The organism is Rhodomicrobium vannielii ATCC 17100 (assembly GCF_000166055.1).
Lineage (GTDB): Bacteria > Pseudomonadota > Alphaproteobacteria > Rhizobiales > Rhodomicrobiaceae > Rhodomicrobium > Rhodomicrobium vannielii.
The window spans coordinates 3,593,511-3,614,833 of sequence record NC_014664.1 but is presented as its reverse complement, the minus strand read 5'-3'; the positions used below and the strand labels follow the sequence as shown (position 1 = coordinate 3,614,833).

General features: G+C 63.3%; 18 protein-coding genes. 12 read left to right on the top strand and 6 right to left on the bottom strand.

All coding sequences use genetic code 11. The annotated features are described in order from the left end of the window. Nucleotides 1–20: 20 nt before the first annotated feature. The 3 genes from RVAN_RS16610 to RVAN_RS20375 all read right to left on the bottom strand — a co-directional run bounded on the left by RVAN_RS16610 (nt 21) and on the right by RVAN_RS20375 (nt 3,826). The gene (locus RVAN_RS16610) at nt 21–1,934 is read right to left on the bottom strand and encodes a portal protein (RefSeq protein ID WP_169309576.1); all 1,914 of its coding nucleotides are present in this window, start codon (nt 1,932–1,934) and stop codon (nt 21–23) included. A 124-nt stretch (nt 1,935–2,058) separates the two neighbouring features. Continuing rightward, a complete protein-coding gene (locus RVAN_RS16605) occupies nt 2,059–3,459 on the bottom strand; it encodes a DNA-packaging protein (protein ID WP_013420858.1) in 1,401 nt (466 codons plus the stop codon). Next, complete coding sequence (locus RVAN_RS20375; RefSeq protein WP_155942501.1) at nt 3,341–3,826, bottom strand: hypothetical protein; 486 nt, start codon at nt 3,824–3,826, stop codon at nt 3,341–3,343. The genes RVAN_RS16605 and RVAN_RS20375 overlap by 119 nt, the downstream gene beginning before the upstream one ends. 424 nt (nt 3,827–4,250) lie before the next feature. Between RVAN_RS20375 and parE the strand changes: the two genes are divergently transcribed. Further along, on the top strand, nt 4,251–6,326 hold the full coding sequence (gene parE / locus RVAN_RS16595; RefSeq protein WP_013420857.1) for a DNA topoisomerase IV subunit B: 2,076 nt from the start codon (nt 4,251–4,253) through the stop codon (nt 6,324–6,326). A gap of 66 nt (nt 6,327–6,392) precedes the next feature. Here the strand turns inward: parE and RVAN_RS16590 are convergent, their stop codons facing one another. Then, complete coding sequence (locus RVAN_RS16590) at nt 6,393–7,082, bottom strand: hypothetical protein (RefSeq protein WP_169309575.1); 690 nt, start codon at nt 7,080–7,082, stop codon at nt 6,393–6,395. A 614-nt stretch (nt 7,083–7,696) separates the two neighbouring features. On the opposite strand from RVAN_RS16590, the gene RVAN_RS16585 reads away from it, so the two are divergent. Continuing rightward, nucleotides 7,697–8,863, top strand: a complete 1,167-nt coding sequence (locus RVAN_RS16585) for a hypothetical protein (protein WP_041789422.1) — start codon at nt 7,697–7,699, stop codon at nt 8,861–8,863. A 199-nt stretch (nt 8,864–9,062) separates the two neighbouring features. Here RVAN_RS16585 and RVAN_RS16580 read toward each other — a convergent pair whose 3' ends face one another. Further along, nucleotides 9,063–9,971, bottom strand: a complete 909-nt coding sequence (locus RVAN_RS16580) for a PhzF family phenazine biosynthesis protein (protein ID WP_013420854.1) — start codon at nt 9,969–9,971, stop codon at nt 9,063–9,065. A 560-nt stretch (nt 9,972–10,531) separates the two neighbouring features. On the opposite strand from RVAN_RS16580, the gene RVAN_RS16575 reads away from it, so the two are divergent. Further along, nucleotides 10,532–11,143, top strand: a complete 612-nt coding sequence (locus RVAN_RS16575) for an outer membrane protein (RefSeq protein WP_013420853.1) — start codon at nt 10,532–10,534, stop codon at nt 11,141–11,143. A 257-nt stretch (nt 11,144–11,400) separates the two neighbouring features. Further along, complete coding sequence (locus tag RVAN_RS21215; RefSeq protein WP_425337409.1) at nt 11,401–11,643, top strand: outer membrane protein; 243 nt, start codon at nt 11,401–11,403, stop codon at nt 11,641–11,643. Between the two features lie 255 nt (nt 11,644–11,898). Here RVAN_RS21215 and RVAN_RS16565 read toward each other — a convergent pair whose 3' ends face one another. Further along, the gene (locus RVAN_RS16565) at nt 11,899–12,651 is read right to left on the bottom strand and encodes an invasion associated locus B family protein (RefSeq protein ID WP_013420852.1); all 753 of its coding nucleotides are present in this window, start codon (nt 12,649–12,651) and stop codon (nt 11,899–11,901) included. Nucleotides 12,652–12,988: 337 nt separating this feature from the next. Here RVAN_RS16565 and RVAN_RS16560 point away from each other — a divergent pair, with 337 nt between their 5' ends. From RVAN_RS16560 to pal, 8 genes are all read left to right on the top strand, one after another. Then, entirely contained in the window at nt 12,989–14,782 is a 1,794-nt protein-coding gene (locus RVAN_RS16560) for an extracellular solute-binding protein (protein ID WP_049779668.1), read from the top strand. Beyond that, nucleotides 14,772–16,322: a class I adenylate-forming enzyme family protein gene (locus tag RVAN_RS16555; protein WP_013420850.1), complete on the top strand. Its 1,551-nt coding sequence runs from the start codon at nt 14,772–14,774 to the stop codon at nt 16,320–16,322. The genes RVAN_RS16560 and RVAN_RS16555 overlap by 11 nt, the downstream gene beginning before the upstream one ends. Before the next feature lie 177 nt (nt 16,323–16,499). Beyond that, on the top strand, nt 16,500–17,180 hold the full coding sequence (gene tolQ, locus RVAN_RS16550; RefSeq protein WP_013420849.1) for a protein TolQ: 681 nt from the start codon (nt 16,500–16,502) through the stop codon (nt 17,178–17,180). Nucleotides 17,181–17,204: 24 nt separating this feature from the next. Beyond that, nucleotides 17,205–17,666, top strand: coding sequence for a protein TolR (gene tolR / locus RVAN_RS16545; protein WP_013420848.1), 462 nt, complete (start codon nt 17,205–17,207; stop codon nt 17,664–17,666). Between the two features lie 12 nt (nt 17,667–17,678). Further along, nucleotides 17,679–18,725 (top strand): cell envelope integrity protein TolA, encoded by a 1,047-nt coding sequence (locus RVAN_RS16540; RefSeq protein ID WP_013420847.1) that lies wholly within the window; start codon nt 17,679–17,681, stop codon nt 18,723–18,725. Nucleotide 18,726: 1 nt separating this feature from the next. Further along, on the top strand, nt 18,727–20,034 hold the full coding sequence (gene tolB / locus RVAN_RS16535; protein ID WP_013420846.1) for a Tol-Pal system beta propeller repeat protein TolB: 1,308 nt from the start codon (nt 18,727–18,729) through the stop codon (nt 20,032–20,034). A gap of 205 nt (nt 20,035–20,239) precedes the next feature. Next, on the top strand, nt 20,240–20,380 hold the full coding sequence (locus RVAN_RS20370; RefSeq protein ID WP_013420845.1) for a hypothetical protein: 141 nt from the start codon (nt 20,240–20,242) through the stop codon (nt 20,378–20,380). Nucleotides 20,381–20,649: 269 nt separating this feature from the next. Further along, nucleotides 20,650–21,159, top strand: coding sequence for a peptidoglycan-associated lipoprotein Pal (gene pal, locus RVAN_RS16530; RefSeq protein ID WP_013420844.1), 510 nt, complete (start codon nt 20,650–20,652; stop codon nt 21,157–21,159). The last annotated feature ends 164 nt before the right edge of the window (nt 21,160–21,323 follow it).

Here is a 21,323-nt window from a genome sequence, read left to right as displayed (position 1 = left end):
CTTTTGCTGATGGAAGAAAACTAGATGGCGGCGGCGGGGCTTTCGGCTGCAACGGCCGTCGCCCGCAGCTCGGCTTCGGCTTTCGCCGCATCAAGCGCGGCCTGCTGAGCGGCGGCCTCGGCCTTGGCGGCGTCCGCCCCGGACTTCGCGGCCATGCTCTGCGCACGTGCGAGTTCGGCTTCGGCGAGCGCCTGCTGACGTGCCTGCGCGGCCTGAGCCTCGGCCGATAGCGTCTCGCCCGTGACCTGCGGCGGCAACGTGCGCTTCAGCCGCGCAGCGATTTCGTCCGCACCCGGCCAGTCCATGTTCTTCGCGACGAGGTCGCCCGCGATGCCCGCCGCCTGCGGTACGGCGCGGATGAACTGGAGCATCGCGTCGGCGGCTTCCGAGCGGCGCGTGGCGTAAGCCGGCCCGATCTTCACGCGCACGTCGTAAATGCCTTGGCTAAGGTCGTTCAGCAGCATGGGCTTGCCGTCCACGCCCATCACGGCGGCGTTGATGCGCACGGGATCGTGGCTGTCGTCCTCGCGCATGATGCGAAGCGTGCGCTCGCTATCGTAGATCTTAGGCACGAGGTCGATCAGCGCCTTGCCGAGGTGATGCAGCGTCGCCATCAGATTATCCTGATAATGCAGCGCCGCGTTGCCACCCTGGCTTTCGCGCGCGCGTATCGCCACGCCCGAAATCTCGTTCGAGCGCGCGCCGAGCGCGGCGTCATAGATGCCGGTGGTGGCTTTCATCTCATCGGCGGCGATGGCGCTTTCCTGCGTCAGCGCGGTCGGCACGCCCGGCGGCGGCTCGCGCGTCGGACGGCTGCCCGGTGCATCCGGGTCCGGCTCATACAGGAGATAGGGGCGCGCGACCGTGTTTTGCGTGTCCCACTGCGCCTTGAACTTGGCGATCATGGCGGGCGTCGCGAGGAAAGGTGAGCGCGGTGCCAGCGCGATGGCTTCGACCGCCGCCGAGCGCCAGAAATTATAGAGCTGCTGCGGGTCGCGCGCGGCGCGGATGAGGCCGCTGCGGACGGTCTTCGTCTCCAGCGCCGTTTCAGCACCGATCACCGGGAAAATCGGGATGTAGCGCCCCGCCCAGGCGTTCGGGCCTTCCAGCACTTCGCTACCAGAAAGCAGATAGCGTTCCACCTTGTGCGAGCGGACCTTACGCGTCGCCACGATGCCAAGGCGCGGCAGTTCCGCCGGGTCGACCCCGGTGATGTCCACCGTTTCGCCCCTCGCGAGCCGCGCGATGGTGCGCACGACCGGGCGCTTCACCCAGTATTCGCACACGCGCACGGCATCGCGGCTCGCCCAGAACAAGCCGCTTTCCGCGTTGCCGTCGGACGGCGTGTCGAAATCGGTCGCCGCCGCATGGGGGAAGCGCGCCTCGAATTCCTTCTTCCCGATCATCTCAGACACGAGGCAGTAATCGGCATCGGCGCGGCTCGGCTCGATGGCCGCCGGGTCCCAGAACACCGAAAGCGGATGCTGGATGCGCCGGATCAGGATTTCCTGCTCGAAAGCGTTGTCGTCTATATAGTCGGTGGCGAGGCGGAAATGGCCGATGCCACATGCGACCGCGTAATGCACAGCATGCGCGAAAACATGCGTCGCGTTCGAGCGATACTGGATGTGCCGGAACAGGCCGGAATAGATCTCCGCCAGCGCTTCCGTCGCCTCGCCGCCCGCCGGGATCGCCTTGATCTGCGGCGGGTTCATGCGCACGCTGTTCGCCACCTGATGCACGAATTGCGGCAGGCGGTTGATGGTGAGGCATGGGCGGCTCTGCGCCTCGCGCTGCTGGCGCACGGCGGCGGGCCACTGGTCGCCCGCGAGGAACTTCAGATCGGTGAACGCATCTTCGCGGTTCTCGCGATCCTGCAGCCATGCGGCTTCGAGGCGCTCCCGCGCCTCCCGAACGATATCGATTTGGGGCAAGGGAACCTCTTTGGCGCTGGCGAGCGCGCTTCGGGCTATGGACTTGGACATAGGGTCACGGCGCTCGCTCCATGGCGAACGGTGCGGAATTCGAGGCCGGAAAGTTGTTTCAAGACGGGTTAAGCTACCCCAGCCAACCGCTGGGGGCGCCGTCGCGCTCATCGTCCCACATCGCGGCGTCGGGAACCGGGCGGATCATGCGCGGGAACAGGTCGGCCAGCGCCCAAACGAGCGCATCGACGCGGTCGGCCGCGCCGTCGCCCTCGATGCCGAAGGGCGTGAACTGCACCATCTGGTCTTCGAGCGTCGGGAGCGCGCCGACATGGCTCACGCGGCCCTGCGCATAGAGCGCGGCGATAGGCTCCGCGCGCACGGTCTTGCCACGGGTTGCGCGAACGGCCCGGATCGGGAGCCCACCACGCACCGCGCGCAGGACCGTTTCGACCATCGCGCCGCCCTGATTTATTTCAACCACCAGTGCGTCTGCTTCGTACAGGTCGAAGCCTGCGACCGCTTTCTGAGCCCAGCCCATTGGCCCTTGTCGGTTGGAGAGATCGTCAAGGACGTAGCCGCGGCCGTCTTCGCCGAGGCCACAGACGACAATCCCAGTTTCTGAAGTCTTATCACCCGCCCCGCTTGGGCGCGCCGCGGGGTCGATCCCCACCACAACACGGTCAAACCGGGGAAGCGGAGTTCCCCGAGCAATGCGGTGCTGATCCAGCAGAGATCGCGTCCAAAGAGCGCCAGCAACGTCGTCCAAGAGTTCTGCATTGATTTCCTGCCTCCCAAGTCTTGTTCCTTCGTAACTTCTCACGATCGTATTAAAGTAATTTTGCGCTAAGTTGGCGCGATTGTCATACGTGCTGCCGCGCGTCAAGACGACGCCATGGCCCTCTTTGCCGAGGAATTCGCGAATAATCGCAATAGGGCGTGGCGTTGTGGTCACAATCTGACGGGGGTCATGGCCGAGCCGGAGGCCGAATTGCAACATGTCCCAGGTTTCGCGTGCATAGCGCCACTTCGCGAGTTCGTCGCACCATGCCGCGTCATGCTGCGGGCCGCGCAATTGATCCGGCTCCGTCGCATTATAGAGCATCGCAACCGCGCCGTTCGGCCAGGTGAGACGACGCTTCGATGGCTCGAATTTCGGCCGAAAGCCGCGCGGATGGATGGCGAGAAGGCCGCTCGGCCCCTCCACGATCACGTCGCGCGCATCCGCCGCCGTCTCCGCCACGAGCGCGAAACGCGAATAACGCCCGGCCGAGAGCGGCGTCGGCCCGCAGACGCACGCGCGCACCCACTCCGCGCCGGTGCGTGTCTTGCCCGCGCCGCGTCCCGCCAGGATCAGCCATGTATGCCAGCCGCCCGGCGGTTCGAGTTGCTCGGGTCTCGACCAGAACGCCCAATCAAACCGCAGACTTTTCAGCTCCCTTGGCGTCAGTTGCGAGAGGAATTCCGCCCGTCGCTCCGGCGTCAGCGATGCGAGAAAGCTTGCGTTCCATTTCGTCGCGGAGTTGCTCGGCATTCACGCTGTCCTCCGGGTTTTCCTCGCGCAGCGGCGGAAGTTTGTCGCGGAAGCGCTTGCGGAAGCGGTTTCGCATCTGAAGTGCCCAGCCGCTGGCATTCCACGTGCGCATGAACTGGCCCTTGCGGCCTGCCGCGAGCCACCACGCATATTCGAGTTCCTTGGCGCGGGTCATCGCATCGCGAAATTCCTCATGTGCCTTGGTCCAGGCGGTGAGCGTCTTCACGCTGACATGGAGCGCGGCGGCGATTTCGGCCTTGCAGCAGCCCTCGGCGGCGAGTTCCAGCACGCGATCGCAATAGGCCGCGTCGTAAAGCGTCGGACGTCCGCGACCTCGCGGTCGCAAGACTTCGAGATCGGTGCCCATAAGACCTCGTAGGATATGGCGGGAATTATTTCGGGGATGAGCAGATATCATTGGGACGATATATTGTATCCGTCCCATTTGCTCTTGACTTCATCTGCAAGCGTTCTGCTACTATATTGATTGATAGGGGAAGTCACCGTCGCGACGCAAGAACAGCATTTTGCCGGCATTGCGGAGAAAGCCGATATAGCTAAGAAACGATAAACGCGCGCGAGCCCGAACCGCAAGCGGGCTCGGCCCGTCGCGAGCAGCCCGTTACCTTCGACGCGTCTTCGCGGGGTTTCGAATAATCGGCAACTTCATGTGGCTTTGATACGGCTCGGTACGGCTGCCCCTTGCCAAATCGGTCGCGTCTTGCAACCTTCCCTCCTCGCATCCGGTTGGATTCGCTGCGCCTTGCGGGCGTGGCGGAAGGGGAAGATGGATGACCAAGCACAGCGCAGCGGTGACACGCGATCTTTTCGGCGAAGGCAGCGAGCCCGAAAAGCCGAAGGCGGGTGGTAGCGCGGCGCGTGGCGCGTCGCCTGCCGAAAGCTACACCGCAGCCGACATCGAGGTGCTGGAGGGGCTGGAGCCGGTTCGTCGGCGCCCCGGCATGTATATCGGCGGCACGGACGAAAAGGCGATGCATCACCTCTTCGCGGAGGTGATCGACAACGCCATGGACGAGGCCGTGGCCGGATATGCGAGCTTCATCGAAGTCGCGCTCGACGCCGACGGCACGCTTTCCGTCGCGGATAACGGGCGCGGCATTCCGATCGACCCGCATCCGAAATATCCCGGCAAATCCGCGCTCGAAGTCATCATGACCACGCTGCACTCGGGCGGCAAGTTCAACTCGAAGGTTTACTCCACCAGCGGCGGCTTGCACGGCGTCGGTATCTCGGTGGTGAATGCGCTTGCGGAGAAGCTCGAAGTCGAGGTTGCGCGAAACGGCAAGCTTTACCGCCAGACTTTCGCGCGCGGTTTGCCAACTTCCAAGCTGGAAGACGTTGGCGTTGTCCGCAACAGGCGCGGCACGACCGTGCGCTTCCATCCCGACCCCGAGATTTTCAAGGAACGCGCCACGTTCCGCCCCGTCCGCATCTTCAAGATGGCGCGCGCGAAGGCTTATCTCTTCGGCGGCGTGGAAATCCGCTGGACCTGCGCGCCGGAGCTTCTGAAGGGCGACGCCGACGTTCCCGAGAAGGCCGTCTTTCATTTCCCCGGCGGCCTTCGCGACTTCCTTTCCTCGCGCATTGAGAAGCTGACGACCGTCACGAAGGACGTGTTCTCGGGGCGCGTTCAGAAGGAGGGCGGGCACGGCAGCGTCGAATGGGCCATCGCCTGGATCGCGGACGACGACGGCTTCATGCAGTCGTACTGTAATACCGTCCCGACCCCGGAAGGCGGCACGCACGAGGCGGGCTTGCGCGCGGCGCTCACCAAGTCGCTACGCGCTTACGGCGAACTGACGAACAACAAACGCGCCGCGCAGGTCACGGCGGACGACGTTTTCGTCGCCTCCGGTGCGATGCTCTCCGTCTTCTTCCGTGAGCCGGAATTTCAGGGGCAGACGAAGGACAGGCTGTCCTCGGCGGAGGCCGCGCGTATCGTCGAGAACACGGTCAAGGATGCGTTCGATCACTGGCTGACCGCGTCGCCGCAGCAGGCAAACGGCCTTCTGGAATTCGTCATCGAGCGCGCGGAAGAGCGCCTTCGGAAGCGGCGAGAGAAGGAAACCCAGCGCCAAAAGGCGACGCGCAGGCTCAGGTTGCCCGGCAAGCTCGCGGACTGCTCGAAGAACGCGAAGGACGACACCGAAATCTTCATCGTCGAGGGCGACTCGGCCGGCGGCTCGGCGAAGCAGGCGCGCGACCGCGCTACGCAGGCCATTCTGCCGTTGCGCGGCAAGATCCTGAACGTCGCCAGCGCCTCCCGCGACAAGCTTGCGCAGAACCAGCTTCTGTCAGACCTGACGCTCGCGCTCGGCTGCGGCACAGGCAAGCATTACATTGACACCGACCTCCGCTATGACCGCGTCATCATCATGACCGACGCGGATGTGGACGGCGCGCATATCGCGTCACTGCTGATCACGTTTTTCTATCGCCAGATGCCAGATCTGATCCGCAACGGCCACCTCTTCCTCGCTGTGCCGCCTCTCTACCGTCTCAGCCAAGGTGGCAAGACGGCCTATGCCCGCGACGATGCGCACCTCGCGGAGTTGAAACGCACCGTCTTCAACGGACGCGGCAAGCTCGAAGTCAGCCGCTTCAAGGGCCTAGGCGAGATGATGCCCGCGCAGTTGAAAGAAACGACGATGGACCGAAAGAAGCGCATGATGCTCCGCGTGGAGATCGCGGGGCGCGGCGGCGACCTGAACGGCGTCGATACAAAGTCCGAAGAGACGGCGGCGGCCGAGGTCGTAGAGCAACTGATGGGGAACAAGCCGGAAGCGCGCTTCCGGTTCATTCAGGAGCGCGCCGCATTCGCCGAGCCGGAAGCGCTGGACATCTGATCGCCGCTAATGCCGCATCGAATGGCGCCCGCTAAGTCTTCAATGGGCGGGGCGTGCGCGATGCCCTCACTGCCCGGGCCACGCGAAACCCGAATTCGCGAACATGCTTTTCGTTTTTGACGGGCGCTTCGACCCGCGCGATGCCGGGAGTCGCTTTGCCTTGCCCGCGCTTGCACGCGGCGCTTTCTTCGATGCGCGACCGCGAGGCGCAACCGCATTGGTGCGCGGCGCTTGATCCGCTTGACCGCCGAGGCTTGCCCAAGGTGGCAGATAGCCTTCGGTCGGGGCATGCGTCGTTGCATTGACGCTCTCGGTCGGGCGGGTGTTGGCGACCGTCGCTAATGAGATCGTTACCGTTTGCATGTTGAGCGATGGCTGTGCATTGGCCGACTTCTCGTCGCGCTTCGCGGCTCGCAAGGATGCGAGCAGGGCCTGCGTCGGTTGCGGCTTCTTCGCTCGGCTGAAGCGCTGCGCCGCCGAGCGAATGTCCTTCGTCCACGCCTTCGTGACTGGCCCTTCATACAGCCCAAGCCGCGCAAGCTCCTTGCCGATCGCCTGAATCAGTTCAGGTCGCGTCGTCGGAACGGGGGCAGCGCTCGCCTCGGATTTCACGAGCACCGGGCCCGACCGAACGGGGGGCTGTGTAGCGCCGGGCGGCTGCTGGTCCACGCGCGCCTTCGCTTCCTGGCCCGCTGTCGGCGTGTCCTTTGTAGCAGGCTGCGGCGCAGTCGGCTTTCCCTGCGAATTCGGTGACAAGGCGGCCGTTCTGAGCGGTCGCGGCGGCCCGGCGCGGAACTGATCCGCCAGCATAGGCAACCCGATCAATGCCGCTACGCTGCAAAAGAGTAAGACAAGGGGGCGCATTCCATAAAACTCCTCGATGCGAGTTCAGGACCGACACCAGTTCAACGGGCCCCTCCGGAATTCGATCCTGATACGCCCAATTTAATCTTCGGTTGCAGCTGGCGAAATCGCAACCCGTTTTTGCCAGACGACGGAAAAATTCGGTGAATAGCGCGTGGAAATCAATATAGAGGTCAATGATAGTAACAAACCCACCAGATCTTGTGGAGCGAAATTAATCCTCGCTTAACACTTCACGAATCATTAAACCTGAGTGCGGGGGCCTAATTAAGCGCTTGATCTTGTGCCGAAAAGACTGCGGACCAGCGGCGGATCGCAGCCTTACGGGAGAAATCCCGTCTCGGAGCAGGCAAGCGCGCACGAAAATGTGACTTCTGCCGGGCTTATCGGCGCGTCTTTGCGGGGCGTGCCGCCCGGGATTTTGTATCACGTCAGACCGACAGAATTCGCTGGCCCCCTTTGCGATGGCGCCGCCAGCGGAGCGGCGCCCCATATGGGGGCAAGGCATGAGACACGTACTCGGTGTAGCAGGCGTTATGGCGGCGGCGATTCTTCTCATCGTCTCTGCCGCTATGAACTGGAAATTCGGATATACGCTCGGCAAGTCCGAGTTCGAGTCGCAGCTCTACGGCGGAGCGAGCGCTGCGGCTGACTGTTTCAAGGCGTTGCTGCCGTTCTTCATCTTCGCGGCGCTGCGCAATCGTAGTTACAGCCAGGCGCTCGGCGGCGCGCTTCTCTTCGTCGTGTGCTTTTCCTATTCGCTCTCGTCCTCGCTGGGCTTTGCGGCGCTCAATCGCGCGGACACGACGAGCCAGCGCGTGCTGAAGGTTGAGACGCATGCGGATCTTCGCTCCGATCTGGAGCGCGCCCGCACAGCTTTGACCGCTTTGCCTGAGCACCGCCCGTCCGGGACGGTCGCAGGCGAAATCGAGGCGTTCAAGCAAAACGGCCGCTGGCTTTCGAGCGGTGAATGCGCGAACGCCACAGCCACGAAAAGCATGACCTATTGCGAGAGCTACTTCAAATTAAAGGCCGAGCTTGCGGTTGCGGAGCAGGCCGACAAGCTCGACGCGAAGGTTACGCAATTGCGCACGGAACTCGGCGATCTGACCTCCGAGGCGGCGACCAAGGCCAGCGATCCGCAGAGCCAGATGCTTGCGGGCCTGACCGGATACAAGACCGAAGACGTGCAGACGGCGCTGACCGTTCTGATCGCGCTTCTCGTCGAACTGGGCGCAAGCCTCGGCTTCTACACGGCGTTTTCTTACTGGCGCATCTTCGACGTGAAGGGCCTGCCCGTGTCTGAACCCGTTCGTGTTGCCATGCCGGTGCCGGCCTTCGCGCCCGCCCAGCGCCTTCCCGCGTTGGCGTTCGAAGAGGATATCGACCTGAAGCCCGCGCAACCGAAGACGGATGCGGAGCTTTATTTTGATGAGCGCGTCGGTCGCGAAAACGGTTCCAGCGTCACGGCGCTCGCGCTGTATGACGATTACTGCCAGTGGTGCGAGGCGAAGGGCAAGCAGCCGCTTGGCCTGCCGATCTTCACGCGCCGTTTCAGCGATCTCGGCGTGCAGAAGGCGAAAGTTGCTGGACGCATCCGCTATATGGACGTGCGACTTCTGTTCTCGACAAATGACGACGACGGTTTGCGCGAGCTTTCGGCGGTCTCGTAAGACGCCGCAGCGAATACAAGACGAAAAAGGCCGGGCGTTTGCCCGGCCTTTTTGCGTTGAAGGTCGAGCTTCGCCGAACCGCCTGTTCGGTCGCCGCGCGATCAGACTAGTGGAGCGAATCTGACATTTGAGTCCCGGTTGCAGCGAGATCTTGTGATTCCGACATTTGCTCACGAGGTGCCGCGAACGACACCACTGCCTACACGGACAGCTTTCCGCGCATGACGAGGCGGGCGAATCCGCCAATGCGGACGCGTCTCAGCTTGCGCGACGATATTTCGATTTCGAGTTTGATTTCGCTCGGGCGTCCCATCTCGATGCCTTGCTCGATGGCAAAGTCAGACGTGCCCTCGGGCAGAATGTCGAAGCGATGGATCACAGCCGAAAATGCAGCGGCCGCCGAGCCGGTCGCAGGGTCTTCCGCCACGCCCAGTGAGGGCGAAAACATGCGGGCGTGAAACGATGCGTTATGCTGGATGGTTTCGCGGCAATAGAGATACACCTTGCCGCCGGAGCCGTGGAAGGCCTCTTCCCAATGCTGCGCCACGATATGCGCGCGGCCCATCGCTTCTAGGTCGCGCACGGGAACGAAGGTGAAGGGAGTTCCTGCGTCGTATTGCGATGGCTTGTGATTGGCGAAGCCGATTTCCCCCGGCGCGAGGCCCAGCGCTGCCGCGATGCGATCATCATGCGCGGGTGCGCCGGAAAGCTCGGGCAACTTCGGCACATCGAATTCCGCGTAAGGCGCACGGCCGCGCCTGCCGACGACGCCGACGCGGATGCTGCCGATCTCCTCTTCCAGAACGATCAGGCAGTCGCAATCGGCGGCGGCGCCGGATATCCGGTCATCCGCGAGCTGGATCGCCACGCCGACGGTTGGGTGACCGGCAAAAGGCAACTCGGCCGCCGGGGTGAAAATGCGCACATGGGCCGTATGGGCGGGCAATCGCGGCGGCAGCACGAACACGGTTTCCGAGAGATTGAATTCGCGCGCGATGGCCTGCATCTGCTCGCCCGAAAGTTCACCCGAGTCGAGGACTACGGCCAGCGGGTTGCCCGAAAGCGCCGAGGCGGTGAACACGTCCCACACTGCATATCGCCGTTCCATCAACCGGTCCCTGCTGACGTTCTGTCTAAGTTTCGAGCGAGAATAATCTATTTGGCTTGGGCGGGCGACCGGAAAAGGGATGTCTCGCCAGTCCTGCGGGGCCGGGCGGCCTACGGTCCACCGCAAAAGCCCATAGTTGATTCAGCCTGATCCGGCTCTGGCATGGTGCGGCGACAATTTTCCACCGTCGGTCTATTTCATTGAGTCGCGCGCCACACCAAAGAGCTGCGTTTCGATGCGGCTTCCCGCAGTGATAGGTGCTTCGGCGCTGATGAGCGGGGCGCTTTGCCCGCTCCTGTTGCCTATATGCCACCCAAACCCATGCGCGAAATGCAAGCATACGGACTAATAACGCATTGTTATAATGTAAAAATATAGATTTTACTTGGCAAAAATTCTGGCATACCAGGCGTGGTGCCGCTTGCCCGTAGCTTGTTGCACCGCACTGCCTCGGCGACTAGTATCCCCCTATCGAATGAAACGCAGGCACTGCCTAGGGCTGGTGGTGTCACGTGTGGTTCATACGTTGACAACACAGAAGACTAGATGGGGAACTTGAGATGAAACTTCTTTCCGGCATCGCGGGCCTGACGCTTGCTAGCGTCGTGGCTATCGCTTCTGCAAATTCGGCTGACCTTTATCGTGGCCAGGCTGGCGGTTACAAGGACGGCCCGATCGTTGCTCCTGTTGCGACCTGGACCGGCTTCTACGCTGGTCTCAACGTCGGCTACGGCTGGAACGACGACGCTGACGCCGACGGCATCATCGGTGGTGGCCAGATCGGCTACAATTGGCAGGGCGCGTTCGGCACGAGCCCGCTGGTTCTTGGTGTCGAAACCGACATCCAGGGTTCGGACATCAAGAACGACAACGACGACAAGCTGAATTACTTCGGCACGGTTCGCGGTCGCCTCGGTTATGCGCTCGGCAACTCGCTTGTTTATGCTACGGGCGGTTTCGCTTATGGCGAGTTTGACGGTGCAGACAAGACCTCGACCGGTTATACCGTTGGCGGCGGCGTTGAGCACAAGTTCACGCCGAACCTGTCGGTCAAGGCTGAATACCTGTACACCGATCTCGGTGACAACGATTCCGACAACGCCGACTTCAACACCGTCCGCGTCGGCCTGAACTACCACTTCGGCGCTACGGGCTACGAGCCCCTGAAGTAGGCTTCGGCTTCTTCTGGAATTACGAGAGCGGCGCCTTTGGGCGTCGCTTTTTTTGTCTGCAGCGATCGAGACGCGACGCCATCCCGCAGCTCAGTTGCAGCGTCGGGAACACATGCAGTCAAGCCGGAGTTCGTTTCCCGCAGGATGGTCGGCAAGTTCGCGGCCGTATTGGCTACGCGGCGGGCAACACGCTCGCGTAATTCACGGGCGGCTTCGCCTATGGCAGCCTTACGGGCGGCGCGCGGGATGGCGACGAGATCTACAAGTATGTCGACACGGCCACCGGCTACGTCCTCGGTGGCGGCGTCGAATACAAGTTCACCTCGAAGCTTTCGCTCAAGGCCGAATATCAATATCTGAACTTCGGCAGAAACGTTCCGGTTCTCGGTGGCGACGATACGCTTGCCTCGGCCGGTTCGACGGCGAAGGACGACGCGTTCCACACCGTTCGCTTCGGTCTGAACTATCACGTCGGCTCAACCTATGAGCCCATGAAGTAAATTGTCAGCTTGCGATCTTGGAGGCGGCGCCTTTTGGCGTCGCTTTTTTTTATTGCGCGCGACTTCCGTTGCGGAAAGGGCAATCCGCGCCGGCAGTCGGGCGCGCTTTGCAGCCAGCTTGGCTTCGGTACGGGCTCCCGATTTCGACATCCTCTCTATCGGGCCGAACCTCGTTTCCCTGAGGCGAATAAAAAAAGCCCCGCCAAGGCGGGGCTCGCGTCACGCGCCGCGATGGCGGCGCGTGTGAAGGGCGTGTTACTTCTTCGGAGCTGCGGGAGCCGCCGCACCCTGCGGGTTCTTCGCGGCAGCTTCCTGCTGAGCGCGAAGCGTGGCGAGGCGCTGCTTGATGACTTCCGCGATCTTCTGCTGGTCGGCGTTGTACTTGTCGACCGGCACAGGCTGACCTTCGATAGCCTTGGCGAAGCCTTCGAGCGGCAGCGGAATGCTGAGCGCGCGGCCTGTCACGTCGATGCCGAGATACGCGATCTGCTTGCCCTTCTTCATGTCGTCGATGAGGGCGGGCTCGATGTTGGCTTCAGCGTAGCAGCCGGCCTGATCGCAAGTCGTGTAGGCGAGCTTGATCGGCTCCTTGTCGTCAACCTTGACGAGGGCTCCGGGGGGCAGGGCCGAACCGAGCGGCAGCATGGCGAGCATCTGCGGCTTCTCCTGCCCGGCGACCTGACGAACCGCGATCTTGCCGATGAGGATGGCGGTCGCGTTGTCGCGCACGTCAACCTGCGTAAGGCAGACGTTGACCTTCTTCAGGTCTTCCGGCTTCTGCTGCTTCGGCTGTTCGCCCGGCTTCGTGGCTTCGGCCACCGGGACGTCGATGCAGAGCTTGTACCAGATATCCGCAGGCTTCTGGTCGCCAGCGGCCTGCTTCTGTTCCGTGGCGGCAGGCTTGGCCTTGCCCTTGTCCTGCGCCATGACGCCGGTCACGCCGAGCGTGAGCGCCGACGCTGCGACGGCCCCGATCACCGCCGCTCTCGCGAGCTTTGTGAAAACCATTAACCCGAACCTTTCACTAAATCGTGTTGGCTGTTCCGAATTCCGCTGGCCCCTCTCCCGGACCGACTGTTGCTTGCATACTCGAAATTGAGGCATCTCCGTGACAGGTACCGCGATGGGATGGGGAGCGGCGGCAAGAGTTGCTCTTTTCCGGGAAAGGGTTGCCCAAACGCTTTCTTTCTGGGAGTTTCGGCACTTGAGGGGGGTGGGCAAGCAGACGTAACCGAAGGAACCGAACGCCTTGCAAAGTGGAAAACCTGATTGTTTCGCTCGCGCACCGCGACCGAAAAGACACAGCGGCGCAAGGGTGGTCGCGGCTCTTTTCGCGGCTGCGCTGATGACCGTTTCGGCCGCTGCCGAACCGCGCGGCGGCATCGCCATGCACGATGCGCCGAAATATGCGGATGGCTTTACGAGCCTCGGCTATGTGAACCCAGCCGCGCCGAAGGGCGGCACGCTTCGGCTCGCGGTGCTCGGCTCCTTCGACAGCGTGAACCCGTTCATCATCAAGGGCGCGCCGGTGGCGGGCGCGCGCGAATATGTCTATGAGACGCTGCTCGCGCGAACCTATGACGAGCCATTCTCGCTCTATGGTTTGATCGCCGCAAGCGTGGACACGCCCGAAGACCGCAGTTCGGTGACGTTTCAGCTGCGCCCGGAGGCGCGCTTCGCCGACGGAAAGCCGATTACGCCCGACGACGTGCTGTTCTCGTGGAAGCTGCTGAAGGAGAAGGGCCGCCCCAACCATCGCGGCTATTATTCGAAGGTGGTCAAGGCCGAGAAGATCGGCGAACGCGGCGTGAAGTTCACCTTCGACGGCGCCGACCGCGAGATGCCGCTCATCATGGGCCTGATGCCGGTGCTTCCGAGCCACGCGCTGACGCCGGAGAGCTTCGAGAAGACCAGCTTCGACAAGCCGATTGCGAGCGGTCCTTACGTCGTCGAGGAGATCGAGCCGGGCGCGAGCATCACCTACCGCAAGAATCCCAGCTGGTGGGGCCGCGATCTGGCTGTCAGCCGCGGGCAGTATAATTTCGACCGCATCCGCATCGATTATTACCGCGACCGCACGACCATGATGGAGGCGTTCCGCAAGGGCCTGTTCGACGTGCTGGGCGACAGCGATCCCATCGACGCGGTGCGCTGGGCGGATTCGTTCGATTTCCCCGCCGTGGAAAATGGCCTCGTCAAGAAGCTTGCCTTCGATGTGAACGTGCCCGCGCCCATGTCGGCGCTCGCGTTCAACACGCGCCGCGAGGTGTTCGCGGATCGCCGCGTCCGCGAGGCGCTGACGGAGGTCTTCGACTTCGAGTGGCTCAACAAGATGCTTTATCGCGGCCTGTACGCGCGCACCGAGAGCTTCTTCGACCGGTCGGAGCTGTCGTCGCATGGCCGGCGCGCGACGGATGCGGAGCGTGCGCTGCTCGCGCCCTACGCGGCCGAGCTTGCGCCTGGCATCCTCGACGGCACCTTCAGCCAGCCCCAGACCGATGCCTCGGGTACGAACCGTGAGGGCCGCAAGCGTGCGATCCAGCTGCTGGACGAGGCGGGCTACGAGCTTCGCGACGGTCGCATGGTGTCGAAGGCGACGGGGGCGCCGCTCTCTTTTGAGATGCTCTGCGTGAGCCGCGAGCAGGAGCGGCTGCTTCTCGCCTATTCGCACGCGCTGGCGCAAATCGGCGTGGAAGGCCGCGTCCGCATGATCGACTCCGCGCAGTTCCAGCGCCGCGCGACTTCCTTCGACTTCGACCTGATGCAAACGACATGGGCGTCGTCGCTCTCGCCGGGCAACGAGCAGAGCTTCCGCTGGTCGAGCGCATCGGCAAAGCAGGACGGCAGCTTCAACTATGCGGGCGTCGAGAGCAAAGGCGCCGATGCGATGATCGCGGCGATGCTTTCGGCGAAGACGCGCGCTGAGTTCGTGGCCGCCGTGCGCGCGCTCGACCGCGTGCTGCTCTCGGGCCATTACGCCATCCCGCTTTACTACGCGCCGAAACAGTGGATCGCCGCGTGGGCGCAGTTGCGCCAGCCGCCGGTTTCGACGCTCTATGGCGCGCGGCTCGAAACCTGGTGGGCCGAGCCATCGAAAAGCGCGGCAAAGGGCGCGGGGACAGCGGAAGGTGAGCACTAACGGCTATCGTGGCGAGCTTCCGCCGCGCAACCTCAACATGGCGAAGCATGTGCTCCGCGCGGGCGCTGCGGCCGGAGACAAGACCGCGCTTGTGGTGATCCACGATCCGGCGGGGCGCGAGGCCGAGACGTGGACTTATCGCGCTCTCGAAAGCGCCGCGCTTCGCGTGGCGTTCGAGCTTCGGTCGAATCGGAGCCTCGCGCCGCGTACTCGTGTGCTGATCCGGCTCAGGAACCGCACGGCTTATGCGCTTGCGTTCTTCGGCGCGATCGCGGGCGGCCTCGTGCCGATCCCGGCCTCGCCCGACCTCACCGCGCGCGAACTCGGCTTCCTGCTCGACGACAGCGACGCGGCGGCCATCGTGCTTGACGACACGCTTCCGCATGGAGATTTTGCGCCGGGCCTCGCGGTGGTCACGGAAGCGGCGCTCATCGCCGCCATCGACAGCGGCCCGGAAGGCGCTTTCGCAGACACCGCCGCCGACGATCCGGCGTTCCTGATCTACACCTCGGGCACCACCGCCAACCCGAAGGGCGTGCTGCACGCGCATCGCAGCGTCTGGGGCCGTCGCCCGATGTATCGCGGCTGGTACGGCATCACGGCGGCGGATCGGCTGATGCATTCCGGCGTCATTAACTGGACCTACGCCATGGGGACTGGGCTTTCCGATCCGCTGGCGAACGGTGCTACCGCGCTGCTCTACACGGGCGAGCGACATCCCTCGATCTGGCCGGGGCTGATCCGCGCTTTCGACGTGACCATCTTCGCGGGCGTGCCGGGGCTCTATCATCAGATCATGAGGCAGGCGAGCGGCGACCGCCTCGACCTCGCGCGGCTGCGTCACGGGTTGACGGCGGGCGACACGCTTCCCGACGCGCTCGAAGCGGAGTGGAGCGAGCGCACCGGCACAAGGCTTTACGAGGGGTTCGGCCAGACGGAGCTTTCGACCTATCTTTCCAGCGCGCCGGACTTTCCGCGAAAGCCGGGCACGGTGGGGCGTGCTCAGCCGGGGCGGTGCGTCGCGATCTTGCCGGAAGACGGCGGCGACACATCCCTGCCGCCGGGCGAGGCTGGCATGATCGCCGTTCACCGGAGCGACCCCGGCCTGATGCTTGGCTATTGGCAGCGCCCGGACGAAGAGCGCGAGATGTTTCGCGGCGAGTGGTTCACGGGCGGGGATCTGGGGTGCATCGACGAGGACGGCGCTATCGCCCATCTCGGCCGCGCGTCCGATCTCATGAACGCGGGCGGTTATCGCGTCTCGCCCGTCGAGGTGGAGGCCGTCCTGCGCGAGCATCCGCTTGTGGCCGAAGCGGGCGTCATCGACGTGCCGCAACCGCATGGCGGAACCGCGATCACCGCGTTCGTCGTCGCGCGCGAAGGCGGCGCGGACCTTTCCGCCGAACTTGCCGCCCGCGCGGAAGCCAGCCTCGCCGCCTACAAGCGCCCCCGCCATTACGTGTTCGTCGAGCGCTTGCCGAAGACGCCGAACGGCAAGCTGAAGCGCTCGGACCTCAAAATACCTCAGCCGCCGCTCTGAAACCGCCCGATACCGCGCCGTAACAGTTCGAAAAATTGTCACCAGCTTTGTGGCGAGGAATCCTCACTTTGGACAATCTTCGCGCTAAACCCTTCGATAAACCCCACAAGCAAGGTTGCAGCGTGAGATTGAAGCCTCCACGTCAGCCTTGAACGCGGCCATAGAATTTCAGCGGATATGACGCCAGCAAGCGATTTCTCATTCCTCGGCCTGTTCCTTCAGGCTCACCCCGTCGTGAAATTCGTCATGATCGGGCTCATTCTCGCGTCGGTCTGGTGCTGGTCGATCGTGATCGAAAAGACCATCGCCTTCCGACGCGCGAAAAAACAGACCGAAGAATTCGAGCGCGTATTCTGGTCCGGCCAGTCGCTCGACGAGCTTTATCTCGCCATGCCACAGAAGCCCACAAGCGCCATGGCGGCGCTGTTTCAGGCGGCAATGCGCGAATGGCGACGCTCCATCGACGGCACGGCGAAGCCGCTGCCGGGCGTACAGATGCGGATCGAGCGCGTCATGGAAGTGACGATCACGCGCGAGATGGAGCGGCTCGAAGCGCGGCTTCTGTTCCTTGCGACCGTCGGTGCGGTGGCGCCCTTCATCGGCCTGTTCGGCACGGTATGGGGCATCATGACGGCGTTTCAGGGCATTGCCGCGAGCAAGAACACCAATCTCGCGGTGGTCGCGCCGGGCATCGCGGAAGCTTTGTTTGCTACCGCGCTCGGGCTTCTCGCCGCCATTCCGGCCGTGATTTTCTACAACGCCTTCCAGCAATCGGCCTCGCGGCTCGCGCAGCGGCTCGAAGGCTTCGCCGACGAATTTTCCGCGATAGTCTCGCGCCAGCTTGATCTGAAAACGTAAGGGCGGGACGACGAGGGGCTGTACATGGGTATGTCATTGCAGGCGGGAGCGAGCGGTCCGTCCGGCGCGAGGCGGCGCAGGGGGCGGAAGCATAAGCCCATGGCCGAGATCAACGTGACGCCGTTCGTCGACGTGATGCTCGTGCTCCTGATTATCTTCATGGTGGCCGCGCCGCTCCTGACGGCCGGCGTGCCGGTGGACCTGCCGAAAAGCGAGGGCGCGGCGCTTCAGAGCGACTCGGAGCCGCTGACGCTCACCGTAGATCCGCAGGGCCGCATCTTCATTCAGGAGACGGAAATTCCGTTCGAGGGTTTGCAGGCCAAGCTTCAGGCCATCACGGAAGCGCGCAAGGGCATGGACGAAGCGATCTATGTGCGCGGCGACAAGACGACGAACTACGGCGAGTTGATGCGCGTCATGGGACGAATCGCGGCGGCGGGTTACAAGAAGCTGTCGCTGGTTACTGAACTCGACGACAAACGCTGACGAGAGGATATCGTGCGGTACGGCCTGATCGGCTCCGTCATCTTCCACCTTTTGGTCTTCGGGCTGGTGATCTTCAACTTCGCCAGCAGCGGGGAGAAAGATGTGCCGCCGCCACCGCCGATTTCGGTTGAGATCATGTCGCCGAAAGATTTCAGCGAACGGCAGCAGGGCAAGGTCGACGCGAAAGCGCAAACGTCCGCGCCGCTCGCAGAACTGAAAGCGCCCGAAGCACCCGCAACCGCGAAAAAGGAAGTCGAGCAGAAGCCGTCGCCGAAGGTGACGGAGAAGGAAGCGCTCGCGCCGCCGCCTCCGAAGGCCGAGCCGACGCCCGCGCCTCAGCCGAAGCCCGTCGAACAGGCGAAGGCGCAGCCCGCTCCCGCGCCCGAAAAGCCGGTCGAAAAGCCGAAGCCGGTCGTGAAGAAGGAGCCGCCGCCGAAGCCAAAGGCCGAGGTCGCGGCGAAGAGCGAGGATCGCCCCAAGCCCGCCGCCGAGAAGCAGCCGGAGCGCAATTTCGATCCAAGCCACATCGCGTCGCTCATCAAGAAGGATCAGCCGGCGGAGACGCGTTCGCAGACGTCGCGCTCGACCATGGATACGCAGCCCGCGAAGACATATTCCGACCGGCAGACGGCCGTTCTCAACCGCGATCCGAACGCGGGCGCACCCTCGGGCAATTATGAACCGGGAAGGCCGTGGCGCCCCGCAAGTTCGCTTCAGGATCAGGCCATGGGTGTGCCGCAGGCGCATGGCGCGATGAATGCGGGCAGTTGCGCTGACCTCGTGCAAAGCCGCATCGAACAGAACTGGGATCTGCCGCTCGGCGCCGCGCTGGGGGAGATGGGCCTCGTGCGTCTTCACATCGAGCTGAACCGCGACGGCACGTTGATCCGCCCGCCCATGGTGATGGACGCGCCGACATCGCCGACCGGGCAGGCCATGGCCGACGCCGCCATTCGCGCGGCGATGCGCGGCGCGCCGTACTCCATCCCTCCCGCGCAGTATGACCGCTGCCGCGACATGGTTCTTCGTTTCAATCCCCGCGACATGTATGGCGGCTGATATGATTTCCCGCAGATTGACGACGTTTCTCGCAGCCTTCTTCGCGGCTGCCATTTTCGCGCCCTCGCTCGCCTCCGCACAGGTGGAGGTTGAAATCCGGCGCGGGCAGGTGCGTGCGATCCCGATCGCCGTGGCCGACTTCACGGGCGATCCGGTCGCCGCTGAAACGGCGCAGGTCGTGACCGCCGACCTCCAGCGTTCCGGCCTTTTCCGCCCGGTTCCGAACTCCGCGTTCATTGAGCGCGGCGCGAATGTCGATACGCCCCCGCGCTTTCAGGACTGGAAGGTTCTCAACATTCAGGCGCTGGTCGTCGGCCGCGTCACCGATGCGGGCGACGGGCGACTCAGGGGCGAATATCGGCTCTGGGATGTGGTGACGGGCCGCCACATTGCGGGCGAGCAGTTCTTCATTCCGCGTAACGCATCGCGCCGCCTCGCGCATATCATCGCCGACGCGGTTTACGAACGCCTCACGGGCGAGCGCGGCTATTTCGACAGCCGCGTCGTGTTCGTGGATGAATCTGGCCCGAAAAATCAGCGCGTGAAGCGCCTCGCCATCATGGATCAGGACGGGGCGAATCTCCGCCTACTGACGCAAGGGCGCGAACTTGTGCTGACGCCGCGTTTCCATCCGCTCTCGCAGGAGATTACCTACACCGCCTATCGCAACGGCGAGCCACGCGTCATGCTGCGCAACATCATGACCGGGCAGGAGGAGGTGCTGGGCGATTTCCCGAACATGTCGTTCGCGCCGCGCTTCTCGCCGCAGGGCGACCGCGTGGTGATGAGCCTTCAGGAGGGCGGCAGTTCCAACATCTTTGAGTTGGACGTGCGTTCCCGGCGCATGATGCGGCTCACGCAGACGAACGCCATCGACACCGCGCCGTGCTATTCGCCGGACGGCCGCCAGATCGTCTTCGAGTCCGATCGGGAGGGAAAGCAGCAACTCTATGTGATGAACGCGGATGGCTCCGGCCAAAGGCGGATCACCTTCGGCGACGGACGATATTCGACGCCGGTCTGGTCCCCGCGTGGCGACCTCATCGCTTTTACGAAGCAGGTGCCGGGCGGTTTCGCAATCGGTGTCATACGCCCCGATGGGTCGGGAGAGCGCGTCCTGACCGAGGGTTACCACAATGAGGGGCCGACCTGGTCGCCGAACGGCCGCGTGATCTTGTTCTTCCGCGAAAGCGGCGGCGCGAATGGCGGCGCGAAGCTCTTCAGCATCGACCTGACCGGCTACAACGAGCGCCAGATGCCGACGCCCTCTTTCGGCTCCGACCCGGCTTGGTCTCCGCTTTTGAAATGAGGCCCGGTTTCCGGCCGCATCCGCTTGGAGCACAATTTTTCCACAGGTAGCATCCGGGTTGCGCTCCGGCTCAGCAGTACACGTGCCTTTTTCGCACCAGACACGACGCAATCAAAGGCGCTCGCCTGGCTGCTCCTTGATCGCAAATGGCGACGAAAGGTAATGCTTATGTAACGGCTTTGGGGCCGCTATCGAGGAGTGACAAATGAAGGGCTTGAAGGGGATCATGGTCGTAACGACGCTCGTCGCGGCCGCCGCTGTTCTCAGTGCTTGCGAAAAGCAGATCGACGAGCCGCCGCTGAAGTTTGGCGCGGGCGACGTGACCGTCGAGAAGCCCGGCCGCTAAATACCGCTAGCCAGAGCCGAGTGATTCGGCGCGTTTTCTCCCTGAAGCGGTTTCGCTCACTCGAAACGCTCCAAGACAGGACGTTCGGCATGCCAGACGCCGTGAGCGGGCTCCGCGATCACGGCACATTTCGCTTTTTTCTCTTTTTTGTGCCGAATTTTGTTGCAGGTCACAAAACGGCCCGAGAAACAGTTTGTTTGGTAAGCATTCCGTTACGATTTCCCGGGCAAACTCGCGCTCAAGTTGTGCTCGATTGGAGAAAAATCTGAATGCGACCGCGTCTCGGTTCCCTGTTCGCCGTCCTTTTCATGATCGCCGCCGCGGTCTCTCTCTCCGGCTGCGACAAGAACGCACCCGGTGCGGGCCTCGGCCTTGGCGCTGGTGGCGGAAACTATCCGCCGGGCAGCAAGCAGGAGTTCAATGGCAAGATCGGTGACACGGTCCGCTACCTCACAGACAGTGCTGAACTCTCGCCGGACGGCCAGCAGATCCTGAACGCTCAGGCTGTCTGGCTCAGGCAATACACGAACTTCCCCATCACCATCGAAGGCCACGCGGACGAGCGCGGCACTCGCGAATATAACATTGCGCTCGGCGCCAAGCGTGCCGAGACGACGAAGAACTTCCTCATCGCGCAGGGCATCAGTCCGCAGCGCATCCGCACCATCTCCTATGGCAAGGAACGACCGGTCGCCGTTTGTGACGACATCTCCTGCTGGTCCCAGAACCGCCGCACGGTGACGGTGCTCGAAGGGGGCGGCTCGGTGGCATCATATTAACGAGGCGGCACGTCGCGCTTCTGGACAAAGGGAGCGCGCCGCGTCGACTTGCTTCTCGCGTGTGAAACAAATCGTTAAAAATTGCTTAAGTCAAAGCGGTTGACAGCACGGCCGCACCGTCCCAGAAGGATGCAACCGCCGCCAAGCGAACCAGCGAGAGCGCC

Excerpts from the sequence above, each read along its gene's own strand:
- tolQ (WP_013420849.1), top strand. The coding sequence starts at position 16,500 with ATGACGCCAGCAAGCGATTTCTCATTCCTCGGCCTGTTCCTTCAGGCT.
- RVAN_RS16575 (WP_013420853.1), top strand. The coding sequence starts at position 10,532 with ATGAAACTTCTTTCCGGCATCGCGGGCCTGACGCTTGCTAGCGTCGTG.
- parE (WP_013420857.1), top strand. The coding sequence starts at position 4,251 with ATGACCAAGCACAGCGCAGCGGTGACACGCGATCTTTTCGGCGAAGGC.
- RVAN_RS16565 (WP_013420852.1), bottom strand. The coding sequence starts at position 12,651 with ATGGTTTTCACAAAGCTCGCGAGAGCGGCGGTGATCGGGGCCGTCGCA.
- RVAN_RS20375 (WP_155942501.1), bottom strand. The coding sequence starts at position 3,826 with ATGGGCACCGATCTCGAAGTCTTGCGACCGCGAGGTCGCGGACGTCCG.
- RVAN_RS16585 (WP_041789422.1), top strand. The coding sequence starts at position 7,697 with ATGAGACACGTACTCGGTGTAGCAGGCGTTATGGCGGCGGCGATTCTT.
- RVAN_RS16605 (WP_013420858.1), bottom strand. The coding sequence starts at position 3,459 with ATGCCGAGCAACTCCGCGACGAAATGGAACGCAAGCTTTCTCGCATCG.
- RVAN_RS20370 (WP_013420845.1), top strand. The coding sequence starts at position 20,240 with ATGAAGGGCTTGAAGGGGATCATGGTCGTAACGACGCTCGTCGCGGCC.
- tolB (WP_013420846.1), top strand. The coding sequence starts at position 18,727 with ATGATTTCCCGCAGATTGACGACGTTTCTCGCAGCCTTCTTCGCGGCT.
- RVAN_RS16560 (WP_049779668.1), top strand. The coding sequence starts at position 12,989 with ATGACCGTTTCGGCCGCTGCCGAACCGCGCGGCGGCATCGCCATGCAC.
- tolR (WP_013420848.1), top strand. The coding sequence starts at position 17,205 with ATGGGTATGTCATTGCAGGCGGGAGCGAGCGGTCCGTCCGGCGCGAGG.
- RVAN_RS16580 (WP_013420854.1), bottom strand. The coding sequence starts at position 9,971 with ATGGAACGGCGATATGCAGTGTGGGACGTGTTCACCGCCTCGGCGCTT.
- pal (WP_013420844.1), top strand. The coding sequence starts at position 20,650 with ATGCGACCGCGTCTCGGTTCCCTGTTCGCCGTCCTTTTCATGATCGCC.